The following is a 22,990-nucleotide window of genomic DNA, read 5'->3' as shown; positions in this document are numbered from 1 at the left end:
CAATGACGGGGATCCGGCCTTGTTAGCCCAAATCAGCCCGGTCGCTGAACGATTGGCGGCTTGGCGTTCAGCCCCTCGACCTGGAAGCCGGCGACGCGCTTGTAGTTGGCGGCGATGTCTTCCAGTTCCTGCTGCGACAGCACGTCGGTGACCACCTTGAAGCCGTCAGGCGCGCGCTCCTCGACCAGCTGCATCACCTGCTCGGGACCGTTGCGGCGGTTCAGCATCACGAGGTCTGATGTCGCGGGCCGCCGCTCGGCCTCATAAGCGGCAAGCGCGGCCTGCGTCGGGCCATGCGCCAGGATCTCGCGGGTCAGCGTGCGTGCATCCAGAATCGCCTGCGAGGCGCCGTTGGAGCCGATCGGGTACATCGGATGCGCGGCGTCGCCCATCAGCGTGACGCGGCCGAAGGTCCATTGCGGGATCGGGTCGCGATCGACCAGCGGATATTCATAGGCGTGCGGACAGTTGCGGATCAGGCCGGGCACGTCGAGCCAGTCGAAATTCCAGTTCTCGAACCACGGCAGGAACTCGTCGAGTTTTGCTTTGCGGTTGTAGTCCTCGCGGCGCCACTGATAGGTCGGCGGCATGTGCCGCTCGGCGACCCAGTTGATATCGAACTTGCCGTCGGCGCCGGCCTCCTTCGAGATCGGATAGCAGACGAATTTCAGGGTCTCGTGCCCGGCCATGATCATGGTGCGGCCGGTGAGGAAGGAGTTCGCCCGGGTGATGCCGCGCCACAGGATGCGGCCGTTCCAGATCGGCGGCCCTTCCTGCGGATAGAGCTTCTCGCGCACCGCCGAATGGATGCCGTCGGCGGCGATCAGCACCGCGCCGTCATGGCTGCCCGCCGGCTTGCCGGTGGCGCGGTCGATGAAGTCGGCGCGGACGCCGTCTGCCGTTTCGGTCCAGCCGGTGAGGTGATGGCTGGTCAGGATGTTGGCGGCTCCCAGTCGCTCGGTCGCGGCATCGAGCAGCAGCTGCTGCAGGCGGCCGCGATGGATCGAGAATTGCGGCCATTTATAGCCGGCCTCGAGCCCGCGCGGCTCGCTCCAGATCGGCTTGCCGTGCTTGGAGAAATAGGCGAGCTCGCTTGTGCGCACGGCGGTCGTATCGAGCACGTCGTGCAGGCCGAGCTCGATCAATTCGCGCACCGCATGCGGCAACACGTTGATGCCGACTCCGAGCGGCCTTAGCTCGGGCACGCTCTCGAACACGCGGCAGGGCACCCCGATCTGATGCAGGCTGAGCGCCAGCGTCAGCCCGCCAATTCCGCCACCTGCAATGAGCACCGTCATGAAAAGCCCTCTCGATTGGCCATGGTCATCGCACGGCGGCCCCGCCGCGGGCAAGGTCCGCGGCCCCCCACGGGGTGGACGGCAAGGGACGTCGTCGCTAACCTCGGCCGCATTCCATAAAAAGCCAAGGGCCGGGTTCGCAACGAGCCGACAAGGCCCGTAGAGGACATCGACATGCTCAAGCTCTATACCGCTCCCGGCACCTGCGCGCTCGCCACCCACATCGCGCTGGCCGAAGCCGGCGCGCCCTATACGGTCGAGCGGCTCGACTTCAAGAACAACCAGCAGAACAGCCCGGAATATCTCAAGATCAACCCCAAGGGCCGCGTTCCGACGCTGGTGACCGAGCACGGCGTGCTGACCGAGACGCCGGCGATGCTGGCCTACGTCGCGCAGACCTATCCGCAGGCGAAGCTCGCGCCGCTCGACGACGCCTTCGCATTCGCCAGGCTGCAGTCGTTCAACTCCTATCTCTGCTCGACGGTGCATGTCTGCCACGCCCACAAGATGCGCGGCGCGCGCTGGGCGACCCAGGAGAGCTCGTTTGCCGACATGAAGTCGATGGTCCCGAAGACCATGGGCGCCTGCTTCAACCTGATCGAGCGCGACATGCTCAAGGGGCCGTGGGTGATGGGCGAGGGCTACACGGTGGGCGATGCGTACCTTTACGCGCTCACGCTCTGGCTCGACGGCGACGGCGTCGACATCGCGACCTTGCCCAAGGTGAAGGCGCACCGTGCGGCGATGGAGGGCCGTCCGGCGGTGCAGAAGGTGCTGGCGGAGCAGAGGGCGTAGGGCAGAGCGGCCAATACCTCGGTGTCGTCCCGGCGAAGGCCGGGACCCATAACCCCAAATCTGAATTGTGGTGCGACGCTGGGGCCGCAGTCGTTCATCCCGTTTAACTGCTGTGATTATGGGTCCCGGCCTTTGCCGGGACGATATCGGGGATGGATCATGGGCCTCACACCTTCCCCATCTCCAGCTCCCGTCCGGTCTCCAGCATCAGCTTGCGCAGCCAGATCGAGCCCGGATCCATCTGCGCCCGCGTCGGATAGAACATGTGCTGCTCGTCGATCCCGGGATCGAGCGGCGGCGTCACCGTCATCAGCGACAGCTGCTTCGACAGCGCCGCAATCAGCCGGCGCGGCACGAAGGCGACGAGGTCGGTGCGCGCGGTGACGTGCAGCGCTTCGATATAGCCCGGCACCACCAGCGCGATCCGCCGCTCGATGCCCTTGGTGCGCAGCCAGGTGTCGATCAGATCCTCGTTGTGGCCGCGGATGATCACGGCGACATGCCGCGCCGCCAGGAACGCCTCGCGCTTCCTGAGCTTCGCGCCGGCCGGGTGGCCGCGCCGCACCGCGAGTGCATCGAGGTCGGTGTAGAGCCGCTGGCGGTGAAATCCCTTGAAGGAATTGCCGATCGAGATCACGAGATCGATGGTGCGGGCGAAGTCGGGCGTGAAGATCGTCGAGCTCCGCCACGGCACCACGTCGATGGTGACGTTCGGCGCCAGCCGCGTCACCTTCTCCATCAGCGGCGGCATCAACAGCTCGACCGCGAGATCGGGCATCATCAGGCGGAAATGCCGCTCGCTGCGCGCGGCGTCGAACTCGTCGGAGACGAACAGCGTACGCACCTGGTCGAGCGCCTGCGCCAGCGGCGAGCGCAGCGCCTGCGCCCGCGGCGTCAGCTCCATCCGCGCGCCGTTGCGCACCAGCAAGGGATCGCCGATCAGGTCGCGCAGCCGTTGCAGCGCGTGGCTCGTCGCCGGCTGCGACAGATTGAGCCGCATCGCGGCGCGGCTGACGCTGGCGTCGCGCAGCAAGGCGTCGAGCGCGACCAGCAGGTTGAGGTCAAGCGAATTCAAATTCATCAGGTGAATATATATCATACCACCTATCGATTGGAAGAATGCGCGTCGGCGCCGCAGGATCGGCAGGCAAGGCGTTCTCACGCGAACCAGTGAGCGGTTCGCACAAGGAGATGCCTGAGACCAAGGCAACCAATCACAGGAGACGCGCCATGAGCGCAGCCGACAACAAGAAACTGGTGCAGGAGATGTTCGTGATCGCGGGCAGTCCCGATCCCGCGGTACGCGAGAAATCGCTGTTCATGGCGACGCTCGCCGACGACGCGATCTGGACCGTGACCGGGCAGTATTCCTGGTCGCGCACCTTCACCGGCAAGCAATCGATCATGGCCGATCTGCACGGCCATGTCCGCTCCAGGCTGGTCGAGCGCGGCCGCACCGTCGCGCATCGCATCATCGCCGACGGCGACATCGTTGTAGTCGAGGCCAAGGGCAACAACCTCACCAAGGAAGGTCAGCGCTACGACAACGATTATTGTCTGGTGTTCCGCTTCGACGGCGGCAGGATCAAGGAGGTGAGGGAATATTGCGACTCGGTTTTGACCGAGAGGGCCCTCGGTCCGTTTCCGGCCGCCGAGATTCGCGCGGCGGGTTGAACGGCTGATCGCCGCATGCGCGGCGGTGCTGGTCCGGTTCAGACAATGGCGTGAGGACCGCCGCGCGTGGCGGCAACTCGCCATCATGAGCGAACGTGAAATGCAGGATATCGGCGTCTGCCGCGCCGACATTTCTCACGGCCGGTGCGACAGGGGAAGGCTGTATTGGCCGCCGTAACTTGCAAAAATGCAGGGTGGGCAACGCGTCAGCGCGCCCACCCCGCGTAGCGTTCAAAGGCGGCTCACGCCACCTTGTTCTTGAGATGGCCGAACATGATGTCGCGGGCCGCGTCGTCCATCTCCGCCTTGAAGGTGTGCTTGTCCTTCAGCGCGATCGCGCGCGCCGCCGCCGGCCGCGCCGAGATCTCGTCGACCAGCCGCTTCACGTTCGGATATTTTGCGTAGCCTTCCTCGCCGAGGACGAACGGCGCCATCCGCGCCCAACCCCAGAACGCCATGTCGACGATGGTGTAGCTGTCGCCGACCATGTAGCGCTGTTTCGCCAGGTGATCGTCGAGGATCTTGTAGTGGCGGTGCGCCTCGTACTGATAGCGGTTGTTGGCGTAGTCGAGGTCCTTCGGCGCGAAATGCTTGAAATGCACGGCCTGGCCGGAATACGGGCCGAGGCCGGTCGCGATGAACATCAGCCAGGACAGCGTCGCGGCGCGGTTCGCCGGCGTGTTGGCGGGCAGGAACTTGCCGTGCTCCTCGGCGAGGTAGAGCAGGATGGCGTTGGAGTCGAACACGAAGATGCCGTCGTCGTCGATCGCCGGCACCTTGCCGTTCGGATTGACCTTCAGGAAATCAGGCGCGAACTGCTCGCCCTTGCGGGTGTCGACCGGGATCGCCTCGAACGGCAGGCCGGACTCTTCGAGGAACAGCGCGACCTTGTTCGGGTTCGGCGCGCCATTGAAATAGAATTTGATCATGAAGGGACTCCCTTGGTTCTTGTGACCGGCGAGATCGGGGCGCGGCGGGGGATGGCCGCAGGGCCACTCATGCGCAAAATTCGCCGCAACGCGCAAGCGACGAGTTTGTGAATCAGGGGCGCGTGCCGCGCGGGTCAGCCGGCGTTCAAGACGGCGTCAGCTTTCTCCGATCGTCATTCCCCGATGCGCAATTGCGCATCTGAGGGCGCCGCAACACGGCGAGCCCGGAATCCATTGCGCCACGGCGTATGTGACTCGATGGATTCCGGGTTCTCGCTTCGCGAGCCCCGGAATGACGAAGGAATGAGGATGAGCGGACCGTGTCTCGCAGCCGCGGGATGGGAGGACGAAAGGCCTGCTCAGCCCACCGCCATCCCGGAGCGGATCTCGGCGCGCAGCTCGTCGATCAGCCGCAGCCCGGTCTTGGTCTCGACGTGCCAGAAGGTCCAGCCGTTGCAGGCGCCCGAGCCTTGCGCGACGGCACCGATGCGGTGGATCGAGCCGACCTTGTCGCCGAGCATGATGGCGCCGTCGGCGCGCACCAGGGCGCCATGGCGCTTCTTGGCGTCGACCAGCTTTGCGCCGGGCACGATCATGCCGCGCTCGATCAGTTCGGAGAACGCGACGCGCGGCGCCTCGCGGGCGGTCATGAACGGTGCCAGAGTTGCTTCCGGCAGCGGTTCGATCGCGGCGATACGGGCTTCGGCCGCGGCGGCATAGGTCCGGTCGCGCTCGAAGCCGATATAGTTGCGGCCGAGGCGCTTGGCGACGGCGCCGGTGGTGCCGGTGCCGTTGAACGGATCGATCACGAGATCGCCGGGCTTCGACGACGACAGCAGCACGCGGGCGAGCAGCTGCTCGGGCTTCTGGGTCGGATGAACCTTCTTGCCGTCGTCGCCCTTCAGGCGCTCCTCGCCGGTGCACAGCGGGATCAGCCAGTCGGAGCGCGCCTGCACGTCCTCGTTGGAAGCTTTCAGCGCTTCGTAGTTGAAGGTGTAGCCCTTGGCCTTCTCGTCGCGCGCGGCCCAGATCATGGTCTCGTGCGCGTTGGTGAAGCGGCGGCCGCGGAAGTTCGGCATCGGATTGGACTTGCGCCACACGATGTCGTTCAGGAGCCAGAAGCCGAGGTCCTGCATGATGGCGCCGACGCGGAAGATATTGTGATAGGAGCCGATCACCCACAGCGTCGCCGACGGCTTCATCACGCGGCGGCAGGCCAGCAGCCAGGCGCGGGTAAAATCGTCATAGGCGGCGAACGACGAGAACTTGTCCCAGTCGTCGTTGACGGCATCGACATGCGACTCATCGGGGCGCTTGAGATCGCCCTTGAGCTGCAGATTGTAGGGAGGATCCGCAAAGACCAGGTCGACCGAGCCGGCCTGAAGCTTCGACAACTCGGCCACGCAATCGCCAATGACGATGTGGCTCGACGGGGCACTCTCAAATTTAGTGCGGGGCGCCCTTGCAGACGCCCCGCGACGCGACACTACCATGACTCAAGAACTCTGACTCAGGCGACGCTGTCGGCGACGCGGGACTAAACAACCGACTGGCGTCACATTGACCGGGCAAAGTAAAAATCGACTTAATTGGAAATGTTCATGCAAAAGATTGCAGCAGTTTTTGAACGACGTGGCGCATTGTCGTGTGCGTTGTGCTGCAACATCAGCGCGTTCCGCGAAAATTTTTGCGGATCATCAAACCGGCACGATTCAGCCAGTAAATTCGCCGCCGTTTGCAGAGTTCGCGGTACAAACGATGCGCGTGCAACGGGCTAGGCAATTTTTGCCGGGCAGGATATTGATTAACAGAATGGAAATTTTAGGTTGGTGTGTCCCGCAATGGGGCGCCGACTGGAATGAAGGGAAACCGCCATGCGCTATGATGATTTCCGCCGCAGCGACGACATCGAAGACCGTCGCGACGACAGCGGAGGCGGCGGTGGTGGCGGCTTCGGGATTCCGATGGGCGGCGGTGGCGGGCTCGGCATCGGCACGGTCATCGTGCTCGGCCTGCTCGGCTATGCCTTCGGCATCGATCCGCGCATCCTGATCGGCGGCGCCGAGATTCTCACCGGCGGCGGCCAGGCGCCGACCTATCAGACCGACCGGCAGTCCTCCGGCGGCCAGGCCAAGCGCGGCGCGCCGACCGACGAGATGGGAAGCATGATCGCCGGCATCCTCGGCGAGATCGACGATCGCTGGAGCGAGATCTTCCAGGCCTCGGGCCAGAGCTACACCGGTCCGAAGATCGTGCTGTTCCGCAACGCCACCAATGGCGGCCGCTGCGGCATGGCGCAGTCGGCGATGGGGCCGTTCTACTGCCCGCCGGACAAGACCATCTTCCTCGACACCGGCTTCTTCCGCGAGGTCGAGACGCGCTTCCGCGGCTGTTCGGGCAACGCCTGCAAGTTCACCGCAGCCTATATCATCGCGCACGAGGCCGGCCATCACATCCAGAACCTGCTCGGTATCATCCCGCGCGTGAACCGGCTGCAGCAGCAGGCCGGCAGCAAGGCCGAGGCCAACGCGCTGCAGGTCAAGGTCGAGTTGCAGGCCGACTGTCTCTCCGGCGTCTGGGTCAATCGCGAGGAGAAGAAGCGGCCGGGCTTCCTCGAGGCCGGCGACATCGACGCCGCGCTGACCACCGCGAATGCGATCGGCGACGACACGCTGCAGCGGCAGGCGACGGGCAGGGTGGTGCCGGATTCCTTCACCCACGGCTCCGCCGCGCAGCGCAAGCAATGGTTCATGACCGGCTACCAGCAGGGCACCGTGCAGGCCTGCAACACGTTCGGCGGCGGGTAGAAAGCCGGTTCAACGGGGGCAAGGCCGCGAGTCAGGTCACCTCTCCCGCTTGCGGGGGAGGTCGCATCGCATCGTTAGATGCGATGCGGGTGGGGGCTCCTTCCACTATATGACTCGCGGTGACACCCCCACCCCGACCTCGAGAGCGAGCTTCGCTCGCCTCGGACGCCCACAAGCGGGAGAGGGAGCGAGAGAGCAGGCCATGTCTTCAATCGACGAAACCAAGCAATTCATCCCGCTCAACATCGCGGTGCTGACGATTTCCGACACCCGCACGCTGGCGGATGACAAGTCGGGCACCACGCTCGCCGATCGCCTCACCGCGGCCGGCCACAAGCTCGCGGCCCGCGAAATCGTCACCGACGATGTCGAGGCGATCCGCGCGGTGATCCGGCGCTGGATCGCGGACCCCGGCGTCGATGCCGTCATCACCACCGGCGGCACCGGCTTCACCGGCCGTGACGTGACGCCGGAGGCGGTCGAGCCGCTGTTCGAGAAGCGGATGGACGGCTTTTCGATCGCCTTCCACATGCTGAGCCATGCCAAGATCGGCGCCTCGACGATCCAGAGCCGCGCCACCGCCGGCGTCGCCGGCGCGACCTTCATCTTCTGCCTGCCCGGTTCGCCCGGCGCCTGCCGCGACGGCTGGGACGGAATCCTGGCTGCGCAGCTCGATTACCGCACGAAGCCCTGCAATTTCGTCGAGATCATGCCGCGGCTCGACGAGCATCTACGCCGCCCGAAGGCGAAGGGGTCGAGTGTGTAACCTCGATCGTCATTCCGGGGCATCGCGCAGCGATGAGCCCGGAATCCATCGCCCCACATAACCTGCGGCCTAGTGGATTCCGGGCTCGCGCTTCGCGCGCCCCGGAATGACGAAGAAATCAACCGCCGCCGATGAGTCTCAACAGCGCCTGCCACAATCCCCGCACACCGTTGCGCCAGGCCTCGGCCCACAGCGCGTGCGCCATGTGGGTATAGAATGTGATCAGCTCAGCCGTGACGCGCCGCCCGGTTTCACAACTCGAGCTCCCAGGTCTCGCCGATCAGGTCGGCGCCGAAGCTGTGATGCTTCTCTTCCTTGACGCGCTGGAAGCCGGCGCGGGCGTAGATGGCGCGCGCGGCGAGCAGGACGCTCTGGGTCCACAGCGTCATCTTCTTGTAGCCCTTCTCGCGCGCGGCGCGGATGCACTGCTCGACCAGAGCGCGGCCGACGCCGAGCCCGCGCGCCTTCTCCTCGACCAGCAACAGCCGCAGCTTGGCGACCCCGTCGCCGCCGTTGACCAGGAAGATCGAGCCGACCGGTTCGCCATTGGCTTCCGCGATCCAGCAATGCTCGCGTGCGGGATCAAAGTTCCTGATGAATTGCGCGCAGATCTCGGCGACCAGCGCCTCGTAGCTGATGTCCCAGCCATATTCCTCGGCATAGGCCCTTGCCTGGCTCGAAATCACCCAGCCGATGTCGCCGGGCCTGTGGCTGCGCAGCAGAAAAGCGGCGGGTTTCTCCGCAGGCTGCTCCAGCGTTCGCTCGATCGTCGCCATCGCGCGCACCACGGCGCCGCGCTGACTGTCGTCGAGCGAGACGAGCAGGTTTCCGACTTCCTCGCTCGACCGACGCTCGAGCTCGGCCTGGGCGGTGCGGCCTTTGGCGGTCAGCGATAGTTCGTTGATCCGGCCGTCGTGCTTTGCGGGCTTGCGCGTCACGATCTGGCGCCGCTGCAGCGCCTGCAGGGTGCGGCTCACGAAGCCGGGATCAAGGCCAAGATCGCGCGTGAGGTCGGTGGCAGTGCAGGCGGGGCGATGCCGGATCTCGTAGAGGATGCGGGCTTCCTGCAGGGTGAACGGGCTGTGCACGAGCTTGGGCTCGATGAGGCCGAGCTTGCGCGTGTAAAAGCGGTTGAAGCCGCGGATCGCGGCGATCTCGCCGGCGATATCATTATTTGATTTCATCAAATGATTATTTGACGGAATCAAACAAATTGCAAGCCCCACCAAACCCGTTCTGCTTTGCATGGGGTTGTTTTCGCGATTCTGTGTTCAGGCCTGCGAACTGGCCCCGTCCCGGTCTCAGGCCACCATGATCCGGCTGCGCAGCATGGTGCGGGAGGAGCGGCCGAGCCGGCGCAGCAGCCGCGCCTCGGAGCGGCGGGCGTCCGGCCGGTAACCGCCGATCCGCTCGTAATGTTCGCGCGCGATCAGAAGGCCCTGTTCGGCCGATGGCCCGGTGATCATCCGGGCGACGAATTTGAGGCCGTCGCGCAGGCCGGGGTCGGAGTAGGGCGCGCGGGCATAGCGGAAGATGCCGGCGCGGTCCTTGCCGCTCGCCGCCACCATCTGGATGAACTGGGTGGTCTCCTCGATCCAGCCCGCATCGAGCACCGCGCCCGGATGCAGGAACATCAACCAGGGCGAACGCGCCTGGCGTGCGCCGGCCGCGAGCGCCGCGGCGCGGGTGCCCTCGAAGCGCAGGAAGCGGCAGCCGGCGACGTCGGCAACGCGCTCCATGATGTCGGTATTGGTGCGGTCGACCAGCAGCACTTCGCGGATCACGCCGGCGGCCGCGCCCGGCACCAGCGCCGCCAAGGTTGCGACCGCGGTGCGCTCGATCCCGTCGGTTGGAATGATCACGCTCAGCATGATTTGAGGCTTCGCTGGCTGAAATGGTTCCGGAAACTCCGGTCGTGTTATCACCTTGTCATATTCAAAGCAGCCTGTGCGGCTGCAGAATTTTGTAGCAAGGTTCTGTGGAATTTCTCCGCTCTCGTTCTTGATTTGTTCTCGCGCTGTGCTAGCTTCAGAACATGAGCCGAGCATCCTCTCATGCCCTCAAGCACCCGCCGGTAACGGCGCCCTCCGATAACCCGGCGGGTGCACCCACCCCTTTTCCCGAGCTTGCGGTCGCGATCGAGCGCGAGCGGCGGCGCGGCCGCGGCGCGCAGTCCAACGCCAGCGGCCGTTATGAGGCCGAGGCGCGGACGGCCTTCGACGATGGCTGGCAGAGCCTCGAAGACCTGCCGCCGTTCACCACCAGCGTCGCGCTCGACACCTCGCGCAAGGTGATCACCCGCAACGATTCCCCCGATATCGGCTTCGATCGCTCGATCAATCCCTACCGCGGCTGCGAGCATGGCTGCGTCTACTGCTTCGCGCGGCCGACCCACGCCTATCTCGGCCTGTCGCCGGGGTTGGATTTCGAGTCGAAACTGTTCGCCAAGCCGGATGCGCCGGCGCTGCTCGAGAAGGAGTTGGCGGCGGCGGATTATGAAGCGCGGATGATCGCGATCGGCACCAATACCGATCCTTATCAGCCGATCGAGCGCGAGCGGAAGATCATGCGCGGCATTCTCGAAGTGCTGGAGCGTGCCGGGCATCCGGTCGGCATCGTCACCAAGTCGGCGCTGGTGACCCGCGACATCGATATCCTTTCGCGGATGGCCAAGCGCAACCTCGCCAAGGTCGCGCTGTCGGTGACGACGCTCGACCCGAAGCTTGCCCGCACCATGGAGCCGCGCGCCTCGACCCCGCCGAAGCGGCTTGAGGCGATCAAGCGGCTCGCCGAGGCCGGCATCCCGACCACGGTGATGGTCGCGCCCGTGATCCCCGCGCTGAACGATTCCGAGATCGAGCGCATCCTCGATGCGGCAGTGCATGCCGGCGCGAAGGAGGCGAGCTACGTGCTGCTGCGGCTGCCGCTGGAGGTTCGCGACCTGTTTCGCGAATGGCTGATGGCGAACTATCCGGACCGCTATCGCCACGTCTTCACGCTGATCCGCGACATGCGCGGCGGCCGCGACTATGATTCGCAATGGGGTACGCGGATGAAGGGCACCGGTCCGATGGCCTGGATGATCGGCCGTCGCTTCGAGATCGCCTGCGAAAAGCTCGGCCTCAACAAGCGGCGCACCAAGCTGACCACGGATCACTTCGCCAAGCCGAAGCGCAACGGGCAACAGCTCAGCCTGTTCTAGGCGAGATCTCGTAGCGCGGATGGAGCGCGGCGAAATCCGGGCTACGAAGATGCAAGATGGTGACAACGTTAAACAAGTGAGTACAGCAATGAGTAACGCCCCGACCGCACGCTTCACCGTCCTCACCCTCGGCGTCAGCGACATGCGCGCCAGCATCGCCTTCTACGAATCCCTCGGCTTCACGAGGAAGATGCGGGCGACCGGCGAGGAGGTGGCGTTCTTCGAGACCGGCGGCAGCGTGCTCGGGCTGTTCCCGTGGCACCTGCTCGCTGACGACGCCGGACTGCCCGATCAGCCGCGGCCGGCTGCATTCCACGGCGTCTCGATCGCCTGGAACTGCAACGACGATGCCGAGGTCGATCGCGTGATGGCGTTCGCACTGTCGAAAGGTGCCAAGCTGCTGAAGCCGGCACAGCCGACCAGCTATGGCGGTTATTGCGGCTATTTCGGCGATCCCGATGGTCACGCCTGGGAAGTGGTGCGCGCGCCGGGTTTTGAGGTGCTCGATAGCGGGCGGGTGTCGATTCCTGACTAGCGCGGGCTGGCTGGACTGAATAACGGGGAAGGGCGCCCGGTTCCCGGTTGCGCCGCGGGCTGCGCTTGATCACGATCCCCGCATGATTCGGGACAAGTCCAGAAACACGTCGAAAAAGCCGCCGGCCAAGCCGACCGCGCCAGCCAAGCCGGAGAAGCGCATCGTCGTGCGGCCGAGCTTCCGGCGCGAGCGCGCGCTGATCAAGCGCGGCGTCTGGCCGGTCGCCGGCTGCGACGAGGCCGGGCGCGGCCCGCTGGCAGGTCCCGTGGTCGCTGCCGCCGTGGTGCTCGACCCGGCGCGGGTCCCCAAGGGCCTCGACGATTCCAAGCGGCTCAGCGCCGAGCGCCGCGAGGAATTGTTCGAGGAGATCTGCGCCACCGCTTCGTTCTCGGTCGCGGTGGCCTCGCCGGCGCGAATCGATCGCGACAACATCCTGCGCGCCTCGCTGTGGGCACTGGCGCGCGCGGTCCATGCGCTGCCGGAGATGCCAAGGCACGTCTTCGTCGACGGCCGCGACAAGCTCGCCACGCTCTGCGACTGCGACGCCGTGATCGGCGGCGACGGCATCGTGGCCTCGATCGCCGCGGCTTCGATCATCGCCAAGGTGACGCGCGACCGCCTGATGTGTCAGCTGGCGCTGGATTGTCCCGGCTACGGCTTCGAACAGCACAAGGGCTATGGCGTGCCCGAGCACCTCGAGGCGCTGGACCGGCTCGGCCCGAGCACCCATCACCGCAGCTTCTTCGCCCCCGTCGTCGCCGCGCGGCTGAAGCATTTTCCGCGTCCCGCCGAGCCCGACCTGTTCACGGTGGACACGGAAAGCGAAGCCGCAGCGGCGTCCGAAGCGGCGTAGCGCGACGGCGCCCGCACAAGCAACGGCGCCAACCCACACAACGGTGTCATCGCCCGGCTCGACCTGGCGATCCAGTATTCCAGAGACAGTGATTTTCAATCGAGAAGCCGCGGCGTACTGGATGCCCCGCCTTCGCGGGGCATGACGGCTGCGTTTGGATATGCAGGGGGCACTCATCGGCCCCGGTTGCCTCCGCCGCCGCCGCCGTCTATCAAAAACCCTCGGGATCAGATGGCGCCGCTGAACGAGGTGGCTGGGGCAATTCAGGCGTTTCATGCGGTTTACCTCCCTGGTTGTCGAACTGATCCGCGCCCGGCCGCGTCTTGTGGTCTGGGTCGTGGTGCTGGTGCAGGCCGCGATCTGGCTGCTGCTGCCGCTGATCTTCTACGGCAGCCCGCCCGGCAATCTCGCCACCGTGCTGGCCTTCGGCCGCGAATATCAGGTCGGCACCGATATGGGGCCGCCGCTGGCATTCTGGCTCGCCGACATCGCGTTCCGCGCCGCCGGCAATCACGTGTTCGGCGTCTATCTGCTGGCGCAGGTCTGCGAGATCGCGACGTTCATCGCGTTCTACCAGCTGGCGCGCGCCATCGTCGGCGGCCCGCAGGGCGTGCTGGCGGTGTTGCTGTCGATGACTGCAGTGGTGTTCTCCTCCCCCAGCGTCGAGTTCGGTCCGCTGATCCTGGCGCGTCCGCTATGGGCGCTGCTGCTGCTCCATTCCTGGCAATTGATCGGGCAGAACCGGCGTAGCGCCTGGTTCGCCTGGTCGATCGATTGCGGCCTGCTGCTGCTGACGGCGCCGGCCGCGATCGGCATGATCCTGCTCGTGGTCGGCTTTGCGCTCGCGACCGAGCGCGGCCGGCGCACGCTGCGGGCGGTCGATCCGCTCTACGCGCTGCTGGTCATCATCGTGCTGGCGCTGCCCTATCTGGTCTGGCTGGTCCGCGCCGACGTGCTGGCGCTGCCGGCACTGCCTGCGCTTGCCGATCTCAAGGCGCGCGCGCTGCGCTGGGGCGTCGTGCTCGGCGGGCTGATCGTGGCGACCGCCGCGATCGTGGTGCTGGCGATCCTCAATTCGCGCTGGTTTGCCCGCGACGGCGAGGACGCGCCGATCATCTACCGTCCGCCGGTCAGTCCGCTGGCGCAGCAGTTCGTCTACTTTTTCGCGTTCGCGCCCGCGATCGTGAGCAGCTTCATCTCCGGGCTGTTCGATCTGGACAGCGCCTTCGGCGGCGCCGGCGTGGCGCTGTTGATGTCGGGGCTGGCGGTCGTGGTTGCCACTGGCGATCTGATCCATCTCCGCCGGCAGCGGCTGCTGCGCTCGGTGTGGGCCTTTGCCGTTGCGGCGCCTGCGGCTGTGGCGCTGGCTGCGGCGCTGTTCCTGCCCTGGACCAGCACCAAGGAGGTGCCGACCTCGCTGCCGGCGGCCGCGATGGGCCGCTTCTTCGACGACAGCTATGAGCGCCGCACCAACCAGCGCCTGCGCGCAGTCGCGGGCGACCCCGAGATCGCCAGCCTGATCGCGATGAACGGCCGCCGCCCGCATCTGTTGCTCGACGCCACGCCGCAGCGGACGCCCTGGCTGTCGGTCGCGAAATTCAACGAGACCGGCGGCGTCGTGGTCTGGCGCGCGCAGGACACCGCCGGCACGCCGCCGCCCGACCTCGCCCAGCGCTTCCCCGGTCTCGTGCCGGAAGTGCCGCGCTCGTTCGACCGCCTGGTCAACGGGCGGCAGCCGGTGCTGCGGATCGGCTGGGCGATCGTGCGGCCGAAGGGATAGGGATCTGCAGATCCGTAAGGTGGGTGGAGCGAAGCGAAACCCATCGAACCGGACTGCGGCACAAAGGATGGGTTTCGCTGCGCTCTACCCGTCCTACGAAGCAAGCACCTTCGCGATGGCGCGCAGATCCTGCCACGACAGCCGCTTGTAGGACGGCGAGCGCAGCAGATAGGCCGGATGGAAGGTGGCGACGGCGCGGATCGTGCGGGTGCCGGTGTCGTAATCGATCCATTTGCCGCGAGTCCGCATGATGCCCTCGCGCGTGCCGAGCAGCGCCTGCGTCGAGGGATTGCCGAGCGTCACCAGCACGTCGGGATTCACCAGCTCGATATGGCGCTGGATGAAGGGCAGGCAGACCTGCGTCTCCTGCGGCGTCGGCGTGCGGTTGCCCGGCGGCCGCCACGGGATCACGTTGGCGATATAGGCTTTGCTGCGGTCGAGCCCGATCGCGGCGATCATGCGGTCGAGCAGCTTGCCGGAGCGGCCGACGAACGGCAGCCCCTCGATGTCCTCGTCGCGGCCCGGCGCCTCGCCGACGAACATCACCTTCGCCTGCGGATTGCCATCGGCGAACACCAGCCGGGTCGCGGTGTGCTTCAGCGCGCAGCCGTCGAATGTCTCCATCAGCGTGCGCAACGCTTCCAGCGTCGGTGCAGTCCGCGCGGCCTCGCGCGCGGAGGCGATCGCGGCCTCCGGCGCGACGGTGATTTCGCTGCGCGGAACGGCGGGCATCGGCGGAGGGCGCAGCGGATTGAGCGCCACCGGCCGCGGCGCGGCGGGGGCCGGAACTGCTTCTGGCTCTTCCAGCCGGTTGATCGGCTCCTCGCCAAGCGCGCAGTCGACCCCGGCCTCGAGGTAAAAGGCCAGCAATTGCTGCAGTGTAGGGGTGGGCTCGGGCGGCAGGGCCATCATGGGGGCAATCTAGAGCATCAAAGGGAAAAGGGGAGGCTCGATTTCGGAAAAGATTGTTCTTTGCGGTATCCGGACCGTGCAAACCGATGGAAGCGCAATTCCATGGTTGTCCTTCCGCAAAAAATCGGAAACAACGACTTTTGAAAAGCTTAGAAGCGTTCTCAATGGGCTGAGACAGAGATCATGAGTGCTGAAGACCTTCCTCCCCGCGAGTCTATGGAATTCGACGTCGTCATCGTCGGCGCCGGCCCGTCGGGCCTGTCGGCCGCGATCCGGCTGAAGCAGCTCAATCCGGAGCTCTCGGTCGTCGTGGTGGAGAAGGGCTCCGAGGTCGGCGCGCACATTCTCTCGGGTGCGGTGATCGATCCAGCCGGCCTCGACAAGCTGGTGCCCGATTGGCGCGAGGATGCCGACTGTCCGCTGAAGACCCAGGTCACAAGCGATCGTTTCTATTGGGCGACGTCGCAGGGCTGGTTCCGCATCCCGAACTTCATCATGCCGCCGCTGATGCACAATCATCACAACTACATCGGCTCGCTCGGCAATGTCTGCCGCTGGCTGGCGCCGAAGGCGGAAGCGCTTGGCGTCGAGATCTATCCGGGCTTTGCCGCCGCCGAGGTGCTCTATGACGACAAGGGTGCGGTGCGCGGCATCGCGACCGGCGACATGGGCATCGCCAAGGACGGCACCCACAAGGATTCCTATACCCGCGGCATGGAGCTCGTCGGCAAGTACACGCTGTTCGCCGAGGGCGCGCGCGGCTCGCTGTCCAAGCAGTTGATCGCGAAGTTCAAGCTCGACGCCAACTCGGAGCCGCCGAAGTTCGGCATCGGCCTGAAGGAAGTTTGGCAGATCGATCCGGCAAAGCACAAGAAGGGCCGCGTGCAGCATACGCTCGGATGGCCGTTGAACGACAAGACCGGCGGCGGCTCGTTCCTCTATCACTACGACGACAACCGCGTCGCGGTCGGCTTCGTCGTGCACCTGAACTACACTGATCCCTATCTGTCGCCGTTTGACGAATTCCAGCGGATGAAGACGCATCCCGACATCCGCGAGCTGTTCGAGGGCGGCAAGCGGCTCGCCTATGGCGCGCGCGCCATCACCGAGGGCGGCTATCAGTCGGTGCCGCGGCTGACCTTCCCGGGCGGCGCGCTGATCGGGTGCGCGGCGGGCTTCGTCAACGTCCCACGCATCAAGGGCGTCCACAATGCGATGGGCTCCGGCATGCTCGCCGCCGAGCACGTTGCGGCCGCGCTCGGCGCCGGACGCGCCAATGACGAAGTCGTCGAATACGAGAACGCCTGGCGTTCGTCGGCGATCGGCAAGGACTTGTTCAAGGTCCGCAACGCCAAGCCGCTGCTGTCGAAGTTCGGCAATTTGCTCGGCATGGCGCTGTCCGGCTTCGACATGTGGTGCAACACGCTCGGCTTCTCGCTGTTCGGCACCCAGTCGCACGCCAAGCCGGACCGCAAGACCCTGGATGCGGCCAAGCAGCATCAGCCGATCGCCTATCCGAAGCCGGACGGCAAGATCTCGTTCGACAAGCTGTCCTCGGTGTTCCTGTCCAACACCAACCATGAGGAGGACCAGCCGGTTCATCTCAAGGTCGCCGACATGAACCTGCAGAAGACGTCGGAGCACGACGTGTTCGCCGGTCCCTCCAACCGCTATTGCCCGGCCGGCGTCTATGAATGGGTTGAGGAATCGGCGGGGCCGCGCTTCCAGATCAACGCCCAGAACTGCGTCCATTGCAAAACCTGCGACGTGAAGGATCCCAACGGCAACATCACTTGGGTTCCTCCGGAGGGCGGCGGCGGTCCGAACTACGAGGCGATGTGAGGCCAATGCGGCCGACCACATTTGCGTGAGGCCATGGCGCAGCTGGCCGCAACCTCCGCTCGGCGTCTGCCGGGCGGAAGCGGCCCGATTGCGCCGTCGGATACGTCGGGACACTTGGAACAGCGGGGAGCGGCGCTGGGATCCGGCGCTTTTTGCTTCCGCATGCGAATATGCCGGGCCCGGTCACGATACCGCCATAGTGGGAGCGTCTTGCGGTGTGCCGGCTGGATCGGCGGGTCTAACGGCCTAATCTGCCAATTGATTCGTCATGGGTTGCCTTGGGGCGATCCTTGCGGATAGACGCCAAAAGCGGCATTGTCGCTCGCCGTGATGCCGCTGCTTGGGTTCGCATTTTGAGACTGATCGCAAGATCTTGGCCGGTAAATCCATCTTGGCTGTACATCCCTGGAGCAAGGCGACCGTGATGCTGTCCACCCGTTTCAACCGCTTGACGATTGCCCTTCTCGCTGCCGCGGCGCTTGCCGTGCCTGCGCAACTGTCGGCGCAAACGCCCGACCATCCGACCGACAACGCCGCGCAATTCCCCTCCAAGAACGACCTGAAATCGCTGACCACGGCCGGCAGCTATCTCGCCGCCCGCCACGCCAGTGTCGAGCGCGATGCGGCCTCCGCCGCGGCATTCTACCGTTCGGCGCTGCGCACCGATCCGAAGAACTCCGAGTTGCTCGACCGCGCCTTCATCTCCTCGCTCGCCGACGGCGACATCGAGGAGGCGGTCAAGCTCGCCGACCGCATCCTGACCCAGGACAAGTCCAACCGCGTCGCCCGCCTCGTCGTCGGTGTGCGCGACCTCAAGCTGAAGAAATACGCCGCCGCGCAATCCAACATCAACCAGTCGGTGCGCGGCCCGATCACCGATCTGGTGGCCACGCTGCTGTCGGCCTGGGCGGCCTATGGCGCCGGCGACAGCAAGGGCGCAGTCGCCTCGATCGACAAGCTGACCGGTCCCGAATGGTATCCGATCTTCAAGGACCTGCATGCCGGCATGATCTATGAGCTCGCCGGCAAGGAGAAGGATGCCGGCGCCCGCTTCGAGAAGGTCTACAAGCTCGACGATTCGATGCTGCGCACGGTCGACGAATATGCGCGCTGGACCTCGCGCAACAAGGATGCTGCCGCCGCGACTGCGATGTACGAGGCGTTCGACAAGAAGCTGCCGCGTCATCCGCTGGTGCTGGAAGGCATCAAGGAGACCAAGGCCGGCAAGAAGCTGCCGCCGCTGGTCGATTCACCGCAGGCCGGCGCTGCCGAAGCGCTGTACGGCATCGGCGCGACGCTGACCCGCCGCGGCGGCGAGGACCTCGCGCTGGTCTATCTGCAGCTCGCGCTCTATCTGCAGCCGAACCATCCGCTGGCGCTGCTGTCGCTCGCCGATCTCTATGAATCGGTGAAGAAGCCGCAGATGGCGATCAAGGTCTATGAGCGGATGCCGGCGTCCTCGCCGCTGAAGCGCAACGCCCAGATCCAGCTCGCCACCAATCTCGACGCCGCAGACCGCAGCGACGAGGCGATCAAGATCCTCAAGGAAGTCACCGCGGATCAGCCCAAGGACATCGAGGCGATCCTGGCGCTCGGCAATATCGAGCGCGGCCGCAAGAAGTTCGCCGACTGCGCCACCACCTATTCGCAGGCGATCGATGCGCTGCCGGCCGGCAGCGGCGACAAGAACGCCTGGGTCACCTACTACTACCGCGGCATCTGCGAGGAGCGCTCCAAGCAGTGGAACAAGGCCGAGGCCGACATGCGCAAGGCGCTCGAGCTGCAGCCCGAGCAGCCGCATGTGCTGAACTATCTCGGCTATTCCTGGATCGACCAGGGCATCAACCTCGACGAAGGCATGAAGATGATCAAGCGTGCCGTCGATCAGCGCCCTGACGACGGCTACATCGTCGACTCCCTCGGCTGGGCCTATTACCGGATCGGCAATTACGACGAGGCGGTGAAGAACCTCGAGCGCGCGATCGACCTCAAGCCGGAAGATCCGACCATCAACGACCATCTCGGCGACGCCTATTGGCGTGTCGGCCGCACGCTGGAAGCCAAGTTCCAGTGGGCGCATGCCCGCGACCTCAAGCCCGAGCCGGAAGAGCTGCCGAAGATCCAGGCCAAGATCGACAACGGCCTGCCGGACGACACCTCGAACGCCGCCGCCGCCGACAAGAAGAAGGACGACGACGGCAAGGGCGGCTGAGCCAAAAAGAGACTTCACCTCTCCCGCTTGCGGGGGAGGTCGCATCGCATTCAAGATGCGATGCGGGTGGGGGCTCGCTCCACTCAAAGATTTCCTCTGCGGTGACACCCCCACCCCGGCCCTCCTCCGCAAGCGGGAGAGGGGGAAGAGGCGGAATTTCCATCCAAACAAAGGGATAGGATCGTGCGGCGATTTACGCTAATCGCTCACAATCGTTGTTTTTTAGGGGTTTATCGCCGTGCCGGCGCTGATTGAAGAAGGGCGTGCCAAGGTCAACCTGACGCTGAAGGTGATCGGACGGCGCGTCGACGGGTTTCACGACCTCGAGAGTGTCGTCGCGTTTGCCGATTGCGCCGATCGTCTCACGCTCGAGCCGGGCCCCGAGCTGTCGCTGACGATGGCCGGACCGCTGGCCGACGCCTGCGGCGATACCTCCGACAATCTGGTGCTCAAGGCCGCGCGGCTGCTCGGCGAGCGTGTCGTCGACCTCGAGGTCGGCCACTTCACTCTGGAGAAGGTGCTGCCGGTCGCGGCCGGCATCGGCGGCGGCTCGGCGGATGCCGCGGCCGCGCTGCGGCTGTTGGCGCGGCTCAACGAGCTCTCGCTCGACGACCGCAGGATCATGGAGGTCGCGCTGCAGACCGGCGCCGACGTGCCGGTGTGCGTCGCCTCGCGCGCCTGCGACATGACCGGCGTCGGCGAAGGACTGCTGCCGCTCGACCTGCCGAAGATGCCGGCCGTGCTGGTCAATCCGCGCGTGCCGGTTGCGACCAAGGATGTCTTCAACGCGCTCGGCCTGCGCCATGGCGAGCTCCTGATCGGCGCCACCGATATCGTGATGCAGGCGCCGTCCTGGCCGGAGGCCGGCCGCGCGGTCGATGACTGGATCGCGGCGCTCGGACGCGGCACCAACGATCTCGAAGCCCCCGCCGCGCGGATCGAGCCCGTCATCAGCGACGTTTTGTCCGCGCTGCGCGCGACCGCGGACGTTCGCTTGGTGCGCATGTCGGGCTCCGGCGCGACCTGCTTTGCGGTGTTCGCCTCCGATGCCGCCGCCGAGGCCGCCGGCGAACAGCTCCGCGCCGCGCATCCCGGCTGGTGGGTGCACGCGGGCTCGCTGAGCTGAACCCTCTCCTCTTCGTCATTCCGGGGCTCGCCGAAGGCGAGAGCCTGGAATCCATTCGTCCACGCGTGATGTGGCCCAATGGATTCCGGGCTCGTGTGGAGCCTGTCATCGTGCGCGCGTTCGCGCGACCCGTTGGCACGCCCCGGAATGACCATGTCGCGACAGACGTGTGGCAGTGAGTGCTCAACATACTCGATGTCGTCCCGGCGAAGCCGGTACCCATAACCATCTATGCTCATTGTTTGTGCGACGCCGTGGCCGCAGCCTTCTTTAACAACTCAACCCTGTGGTTATGGATCCCGGCCTTCGCCGGGATGACACCTGTGGATGTGGCGACATCGCGTCTTCGCCGGGACGACATCCTCTCTGCCGCACCATCCCACCGCAACGCCGGGCAGCGTTGCACCCCCGGTTGCTTGGCAAGCCAAACCCCGTTTGCCATAACAGGATGAAACAACAACGTTGCGCGTGCGGGACCGTTCGAACGACCGCCGGCAGCCAAAGAGCCGGGAGGATGCCATGGCCAATATCCGAGTTCTCGCCACCGATCTCGAGTTTCCCGAAGGTCCCGTCGTGATGCCTGACGGCTCCGTCGTGCTGGTCGAAATCCGCGGCCAGCGGCTGACCCGGGTCTATCCCGACGGGCGCAAGGAGATCGTCGCCAAGGTGCCGGGCGGCCCGAACGGCGCGGCGCTCGGTCCCGACGGCAAGATCTACATCTGCAACAATGGCGGATTCTCCTGGATCCCGACCAAGAACATGATCATGCCCGGACCGCAGCCGGCGGATTATCTCGGCGGCTCGATCCAGCGCGTCGATCTGCAATCCGGCAAGGTCGAAACTGTCGTCACCAAATGCGGCGAGCACGAGCTGCGCGGGCCGAACGACCTGGTGTTCGACAGACAGGGCGGCCTGTGGTTCTCCGATCTCGGCAAGCGCCGCGCCCGCGACATGGATGTCGGCGCGTTCTATTATCTGAAGCCCGGCATGAACGAGATCGTCGAGGCCGTGCACGGCATCCTGCCGGCCAACGGCATCGGCCTGTCACCGGACGAGAAGACCGTCTACATCGCCGAGACGCCGACCGCGCGGCTATGGGCTTATGAGGTCTCCGAGCCCGGCACCATCAAGCCGCGCGACGTGATCTATCGCGGCGAGCGCGGCAAGCCGATCGCAGGCCTCGGCGGCTACCAGATGTTCGACTCGCTCGCGGTCGAAGCATCGGGCAATGTCTGCGTTGCGACGCTGATCTCGGGCTGCATCTCGGTGATCGCGCCCGATGGCACCGTGGTCGAGCAGGTGCCGACCGGCGACCGCGTCACCACCAACATCGCCTTCGGCGGCCCCGATCTGAAGACCGCGTACATCACGCTGTCGGGCAAGGGTGAACTGATCGCGATGGACTGGTCGCGGCCGGGATTGCCGCTGAACTTCTTGAATAAATGATCGCACCTACCGTCATTGCGAAGAGCCAACGGGTCCGCGCGAAAGCGCAACCCGATGACAGGCTCCGCGACGACTTGTCCGCCGAAGCCTTGGCGAAGGCGGAAGCAATCCATCTCTCCGCATATGTGGATCGATGGATTGCTTCGCTTCGCTCGCAATGACGGTTAGAGTGCAGCCCGTTTCAACGTAGAGGATACAAAATGCCCTGGCTTGAACCGACCACCCTTCGCGGCGCACATGCGCGGCTCGAACCGCTGTCCCACGATCATCGCGACGGTCTGGTCGAAGCGGTGAAGGATGGTGGTCTCTCGAACCTCTGGTACACCGCCATTCCGCAACCGGAGAATATGGCCAAGGAGATCGACCGCAGGCTCGGCTTGCAGAAGGCCGGATCGATGCTGCCGTTCACGGTGTTCGACGTCGAAGGCCGGATTTCGGGCATGACGACCTACATGAACGTTGATACGCCGAACCGCCGCGTCGAGATCGGCTCGACCTGGTACGCCAAGCGTGTGCAGCGCAGCGCGGTCAACACGCAGTGCAAACTGTTGCTGCTGCAACATGCCTTCGAGAAGCTCGATTGCATCGCAGTCGAGTTCCGCACGCATTTCTTCAATCACCAGAGCCGGCGCGGCATCGAGCGTCTGGGCGCCAAGCAGGACGGCATTTTGCGCAGCCACCAGATCGCGCCCAACGGCACGTTGCGCGACACCGTGGTTTACAGCATCATCGCCAGCGAATGGCCGACGGTGAAGGCGCATCTCAATTATCAACTCCACGAAAAGGTGCGTTGACCCTGACGTCATCGCCAAG

General features: G+C 65.4%; 21 protein-coding genes. 14 read left to right on the top strand and 7 right to left on the bottom strand.

Translation table 11 applies throughout. The annotated features are described in order from the left end of the window. Positions 1-32 precede the first annotated feature (32 nt). Positions 33-1,298 (bottom strand): flavin-dependent oxidoreductase, encoded by a 1,266-nt coding sequence (locus tag ACTUWL_RS08140; RefSeq protein ID WP_021076042.1) that lies wholly within the window; start codon positions 1,296-1,298, stop codon positions 33-35. Between the two features lie 174 nt (positions 1,299-1,472). Between ACTUWL_RS08140 and ACTUWL_RS08135 the strand changes: the two genes are divergently transcribed. Then, on the top strand, positions 1,473-2,093 hold the full coding sequence (locus tag ACTUWL_RS08135) for a glutathione S-transferase family protein (protein WP_021076043.1): 621 nt from the start codon (positions 1,473-1,475) through the stop codon (positions 2,091-2,093). Between the two features lie 166 nt (positions 2,094-2,259). On the opposite strand, the gene ACTUWL_RS08130 is transcribed toward ACTUWL_RS08135, so the two are convergent. Further along, the gene (locus ACTUWL_RS08130; RefSeq protein WP_021076044.1) at positions 2,260-3,174 is read right to left on the bottom strand and encodes a LysR family transcriptional regulator; all 915 of its coding nucleotides are present in this window, start codon (positions 3,172-3,174) and stop codon (positions 2,260-2,262) included. 149 nt (positions 3,175-3,323) lie between these two features. On the opposite strand from ACTUWL_RS08130, the gene ACTUWL_RS08125 reads away from it, so the two are divergent. Beyond that, positions 3,324-3,767, top strand: coding sequence for a nuclear transport factor 2 family protein (locus tag ACTUWL_RS08125; RefSeq protein WP_021076045.1), 444 nt, complete (start codon positions 3,324-3,326; stop codon positions 3,765-3,767). A gap of 25 nt (positions 3,768-3,792) precedes the next feature. Next, positions 3,793-3,945: a DUF1127 domain-containing protein gene (locus tag ACTUWL_RS08120; RefSeq protein ID WP_106939875.1), complete on the top strand. Its 153-nt coding sequence runs from the start codon at positions 3,793-3,795 to the stop codon at positions 3,943-3,945. Between the two features lie 64 nt (positions 3,946-4,009). On the opposite strand, the gene ACTUWL_RS08115 is transcribed toward ACTUWL_RS08120, so the two are convergent. Further along, the gene (locus ACTUWL_RS08115; RefSeq protein ID WP_021076046.1) at positions 4,010-4,696 is read right to left on the bottom strand and encodes a glutathione S-transferase family protein; all 687 of its coding nucleotides are present in this window, start codon (positions 4,694-4,696) and stop codon (positions 4,010-4,012) included. A 359-nt stretch (positions 4,697-5,055) separates the two neighbouring features. Further along, on the bottom strand, positions 5,056-6,189 hold the full coding sequence (locus ACTUWL_RS08110) for a site-specific DNA-methyltransferase (protein ID WP_021076047.1): 1,134 nt from the start codon (positions 6,187-6,189) through the stop codon (positions 5,056-5,058). Positions 6,190-6,570: 381 nt separating this feature from the next. On the opposite strand from ACTUWL_RS08110, the gene ypfJ reads away from it, so the two are divergent. Next, complete coding sequence (gene ypfJ / locus ACTUWL_RS08105) at positions 6,571-7,503, top strand: KPN_02809 family neutral zinc metallopeptidase (RefSeq protein ID WP_021076048.1); 933 nt, start codon at positions 6,571-6,573, stop codon at positions 7,501-7,503. A 202-nt stretch (positions 7,504-7,705) separates the two neighbouring features. Beyond that, positions 7,706-8,269, top strand: a complete 564-nt coding sequence (gene moaB, locus ACTUWL_RS08100; RefSeq protein WP_021076049.1) for a molybdenum cofactor biosynthesis protein B — start codon at positions 7,706-7,708, stop codon at positions 8,267-8,269. A 251-nt stretch (positions 8,270-8,520) separates the two neighbouring features. Here moaB and ACTUWL_RS08095 read toward each other — a convergent pair whose 3' ends face one another. Both ACTUWL_RS08095 and ACTUWL_RS08090 read right to left on the bottom strand, forming a co-directional pair. Further along, positions 8,521-9,453, bottom strand: coding sequence for a bifunctional helix-turn-helix transcriptional regulator/GNAT family N-acetyltransferase (locus ACTUWL_RS08095; protein WP_021076050.1), 933 nt, complete (start codon positions 9,451-9,453; stop codon positions 8,521-8,523). A 117-nt stretch (positions 9,454-9,570) separates the two neighbouring features. Continuing rightward, positions 9,571-10,140, bottom strand: coding sequence for a flagellar biosynthetic protein FlhB (locus ACTUWL_RS08090; RefSeq protein ID WP_021076051.1), 570 nt, complete (start codon positions 10,138-10,140; stop codon positions 9,571-9,573). 164 nt (positions 10,141-10,304) lie between these two features. On the opposite strand from ACTUWL_RS08090, the gene ACTUWL_RS08085 reads away from it, so the two are divergent. The 4 genes from ACTUWL_RS08085 (at position 10,305) to ACTUWL_RS08070 (ending at position 14,639) form a co-directional block, all read left to right on the top strand. Then, positions 10,305-11,471, top strand: a complete 1,167-nt coding sequence (locus ACTUWL_RS08085) for a PA0069 family radical SAM protein (RefSeq protein ID WP_021076052.1) — start codon at positions 10,305-10,307, stop codon at positions 11,469-11,471. Between the two features lie 88 nt (positions 11,472-11,559). Further along, complete coding sequence (locus ACTUWL_RS08080) at positions 11,560-12,006, top strand: VOC family protein (protein WP_021076053.1); 447 nt, start codon at positions 11,560-11,562, stop codon at positions 12,004-12,006. 82 nt (positions 12,007-12,088) lie between these two features. After that, positions 12,089-12,859: a ribonuclease HII gene (locus ACTUWL_RS08075; RefSeq protein ID WP_021076054.1), complete on the top strand. Its 771-nt coding sequence runs from the start codon at positions 12,089-12,091 to the stop codon at positions 12,857-12,859. A gap of 274 nt (positions 12,860-13,133) precedes the next feature. Continuing rightward, positions 13,134-14,639: a glycosyltransferase family 39 protein gene (locus tag ACTUWL_RS08070; protein ID WP_021076055.1), complete on the top strand. Its 1,506-nt coding sequence runs from the start codon at positions 13,134-13,136 to the stop codon at positions 14,637-14,639. Positions 14,640-14,732: 93 nt separating this feature from the next. Here ACTUWL_RS08070 and ACTUWL_RS08065 read toward each other — a convergent pair whose 3' ends face one another. Then, positions 14,733-15,542 carry a uracil-DNA glycosylase gene (locus ACTUWL_RS08065; RefSeq protein WP_035649536.1) on the bottom strand — a complete coding sequence of 270 codons (810 nt, stop codon included), beginning with the start codon at positions 15,540-15,542 and terminating at the stop codon, positions 14,733-14,735. Positions 15,543-15,734: 192 nt separating this feature from the next. On the opposite strand from ACTUWL_RS08065, the gene ACTUWL_RS08060 reads away from it, so the two are divergent. The 5 genes from ACTUWL_RS08060 (at position 15,735) to ACTUWL_RS08040 (ending at position 22,971) form a co-directional block, all read left to right on the top strand. Further along, positions 15,735-17,393 carry an electron transfer flavoprotein-ubiquinone oxidoreductase gene (locus ACTUWL_RS08060; protein WP_021076057.1) on the top strand — a complete coding sequence of 553 codons (1,659 nt, stop codon included), beginning with the start codon at positions 15,735-15,737 and terminating at the stop codon, positions 17,391-17,393. A gap of 424 nt (positions 17,394-17,817) precedes the next feature. Next, positions 17,818-19,605: a tetratricopeptide repeat protein gene (locus ACTUWL_RS08055; protein ID WP_021076058.1), complete on the top strand. Its 1,788-nt coding sequence runs from the start codon at positions 17,818-17,820 to the stop codon at positions 19,603-19,605. A 238-nt stretch (positions 19,606-19,843) separates the two neighbouring features. Continuing rightward, positions 19,844-20,731: a 4-(cytidine 5'-diphospho)-2-C-methyl-D-erythritol kinase gene (locus ACTUWL_RS08050; protein WP_021076059.1), complete on the top strand. Its 888-nt coding sequence runs from the start codon at positions 19,844-19,846 to the stop codon at positions 20,729-20,731. A 519-nt stretch (positions 20,732-21,250) separates the two neighbouring features. Continuing rightward, positions 21,251-22,177, top strand: coding sequence for an SMP-30/gluconolactonase/LRE family protein (locus ACTUWL_RS08045; protein WP_021076060.1), 927 nt, complete (start codon positions 21,251-21,253; stop codon positions 22,175-22,177). 200 nt (positions 22,178-22,377) lie between these two features. Beyond that, a complete protein-coding gene (locus ACTUWL_RS08040; RefSeq protein WP_021076061.1) occupies positions 22,378-22,971 on the top strand; it encodes a GNAT family N-acetyltransferase in 594 nt (197 codons plus the stop codon). The last annotated feature ends 19 nt before the right edge of the window (positions 22,972-22,990 follow it).

Source organism: Bradyrhizobium sp. WCU1, assembly GCF_053474805.1.
Note: the sequence above shows the minus strand (reverse complement) of the source record. Positions and strands in the feature narration are given on the sequence as shown.

What these genes read in the sequence shown, in the direction of transcription:
- ACTUWL_RS08140 (WP_021076042.1), bottom strand. Translation starts at nt 1,298, where the DNA reads ATGACGGTGCTCATTGCAGGTGGCGGAATTGGCGGGCTGACGCTGGCG.
- ACTUWL_RS08135 (WP_021076043.1), top strand. Translation starts at nt 1,473, where the DNA reads ATGCTCAAGCTCTATACCGCTCCCGGCACCTGCGCGCTCGCCACCCAC.
- ACTUWL_RS08130 (WP_021076044.1), bottom strand. Translation starts at nt 3,174, where the DNA reads ATGAATTTGAATTCGCTTGACCTCAACCTGCTGGTCGCGCTCGACGCC.
- ACTUWL_RS08125 (WP_021076045.1), top strand. Translation starts at nt 3,324, where the DNA reads ATGAGCGCAGCCGACAACAAGAAACTGGTGCAGGAGATGTTCGTGATC.
- ACTUWL_RS08115 (WP_021076046.1), bottom strand. Translation starts at nt 4,696, where the DNA reads ATGATCAAATTCTATTTCAATGGCGCGCCGAACCCGAACAAGGTCGCG.
- ACTUWL_RS08110 (WP_021076047.1), bottom strand. Translation starts at nt 6,189, where the DNA reads ATGGTAGTGTCGCGTCGCGGGGCGTCTGCAAGGGCGCCCCGCACTAAA.
- ypfJ (WP_021076048.1), top strand. Translation starts at nt 6,571, where the DNA reads ATGCGCTATGATGATTTCCGCCGCAGCGACGACATCGAAGACCGTCGC.
- moaB (WP_021076049.1), top strand. Translation starts at nt 7,706, where the DNA reads ATGTCTTCAATCGACGAAACCAAGCAATTCATCCCGCTCAACATCGCG.
- ACTUWL_RS08095 (WP_021076050.1), bottom strand. Translation starts at nt 9,453, where the DNA reads ATGAAATCAAATAATGATATCGCCGGCGAGATCGCCGCGATCCGCGGC.
- ACTUWL_RS08090 (WP_021076051.1), bottom strand. Translation starts at nt 10,140, where the DNA reads ATGCTGAGCGTGATCATTCCAACCGACGGGATCGAGCGCACCGCGGTC.
- ACTUWL_RS08085 (WP_021076052.1), top strand. Translation starts at nt 10,305, where the DNA reads ATGAGCCGAGCATCCTCTCATGCCCTCAAGCACCCGCCGGTAACGGCG.
- ACTUWL_RS08080 (WP_021076053.1), top strand. Translation starts at nt 11,560, where the DNA reads ATGAGTAACGCCCCGACCGCACGCTTCACCGTCCTCACCCTCGGCGTC.
- ACTUWL_RS08075 (WP_021076054.1), top strand. Translation starts at nt 12,089, where the DNA reads ATGATTCGGGACAAGTCCAGAAACACGTCGAAAAAGCCGCCGGCCAAG.
- ACTUWL_RS08070 (WP_021076055.1), top strand. Translation starts at nt 13,134, where the DNA reads ATGCGGTTTACCTCCCTGGTTGTCGAACTGATCCGCGCCCGGCCGCGT.
- ACTUWL_RS08060 (WP_021076057.1), top strand. Translation starts at nt 15,735, where the DNA reads ATGAGTGCTGAAGACCTTCCTCCCCGCGAGTCTATGGAATTCGACGTC.
- ACTUWL_RS08055 (WP_021076058.1), top strand. Translation starts at nt 17,818, where the DNA reads ATGCTGTCCACCCGTTTCAACCGCTTGACGATTGCCCTTCTCGCTGCC.
- ACTUWL_RS08045 (WP_021076060.1), top strand. Translation starts at nt 21,251, where the DNA reads ATGGCCAATATCCGAGTTCTCGCCACCGATCTCGAGTTTCCCGAAGGT.
- ACTUWL_RS08040 (WP_021076061.1), top strand. Translation starts at nt 22,378, where the DNA reads ATGCCCTGGCTTGAACCGACCACCCTTCGCGGCGCACATGCGCGGCTC.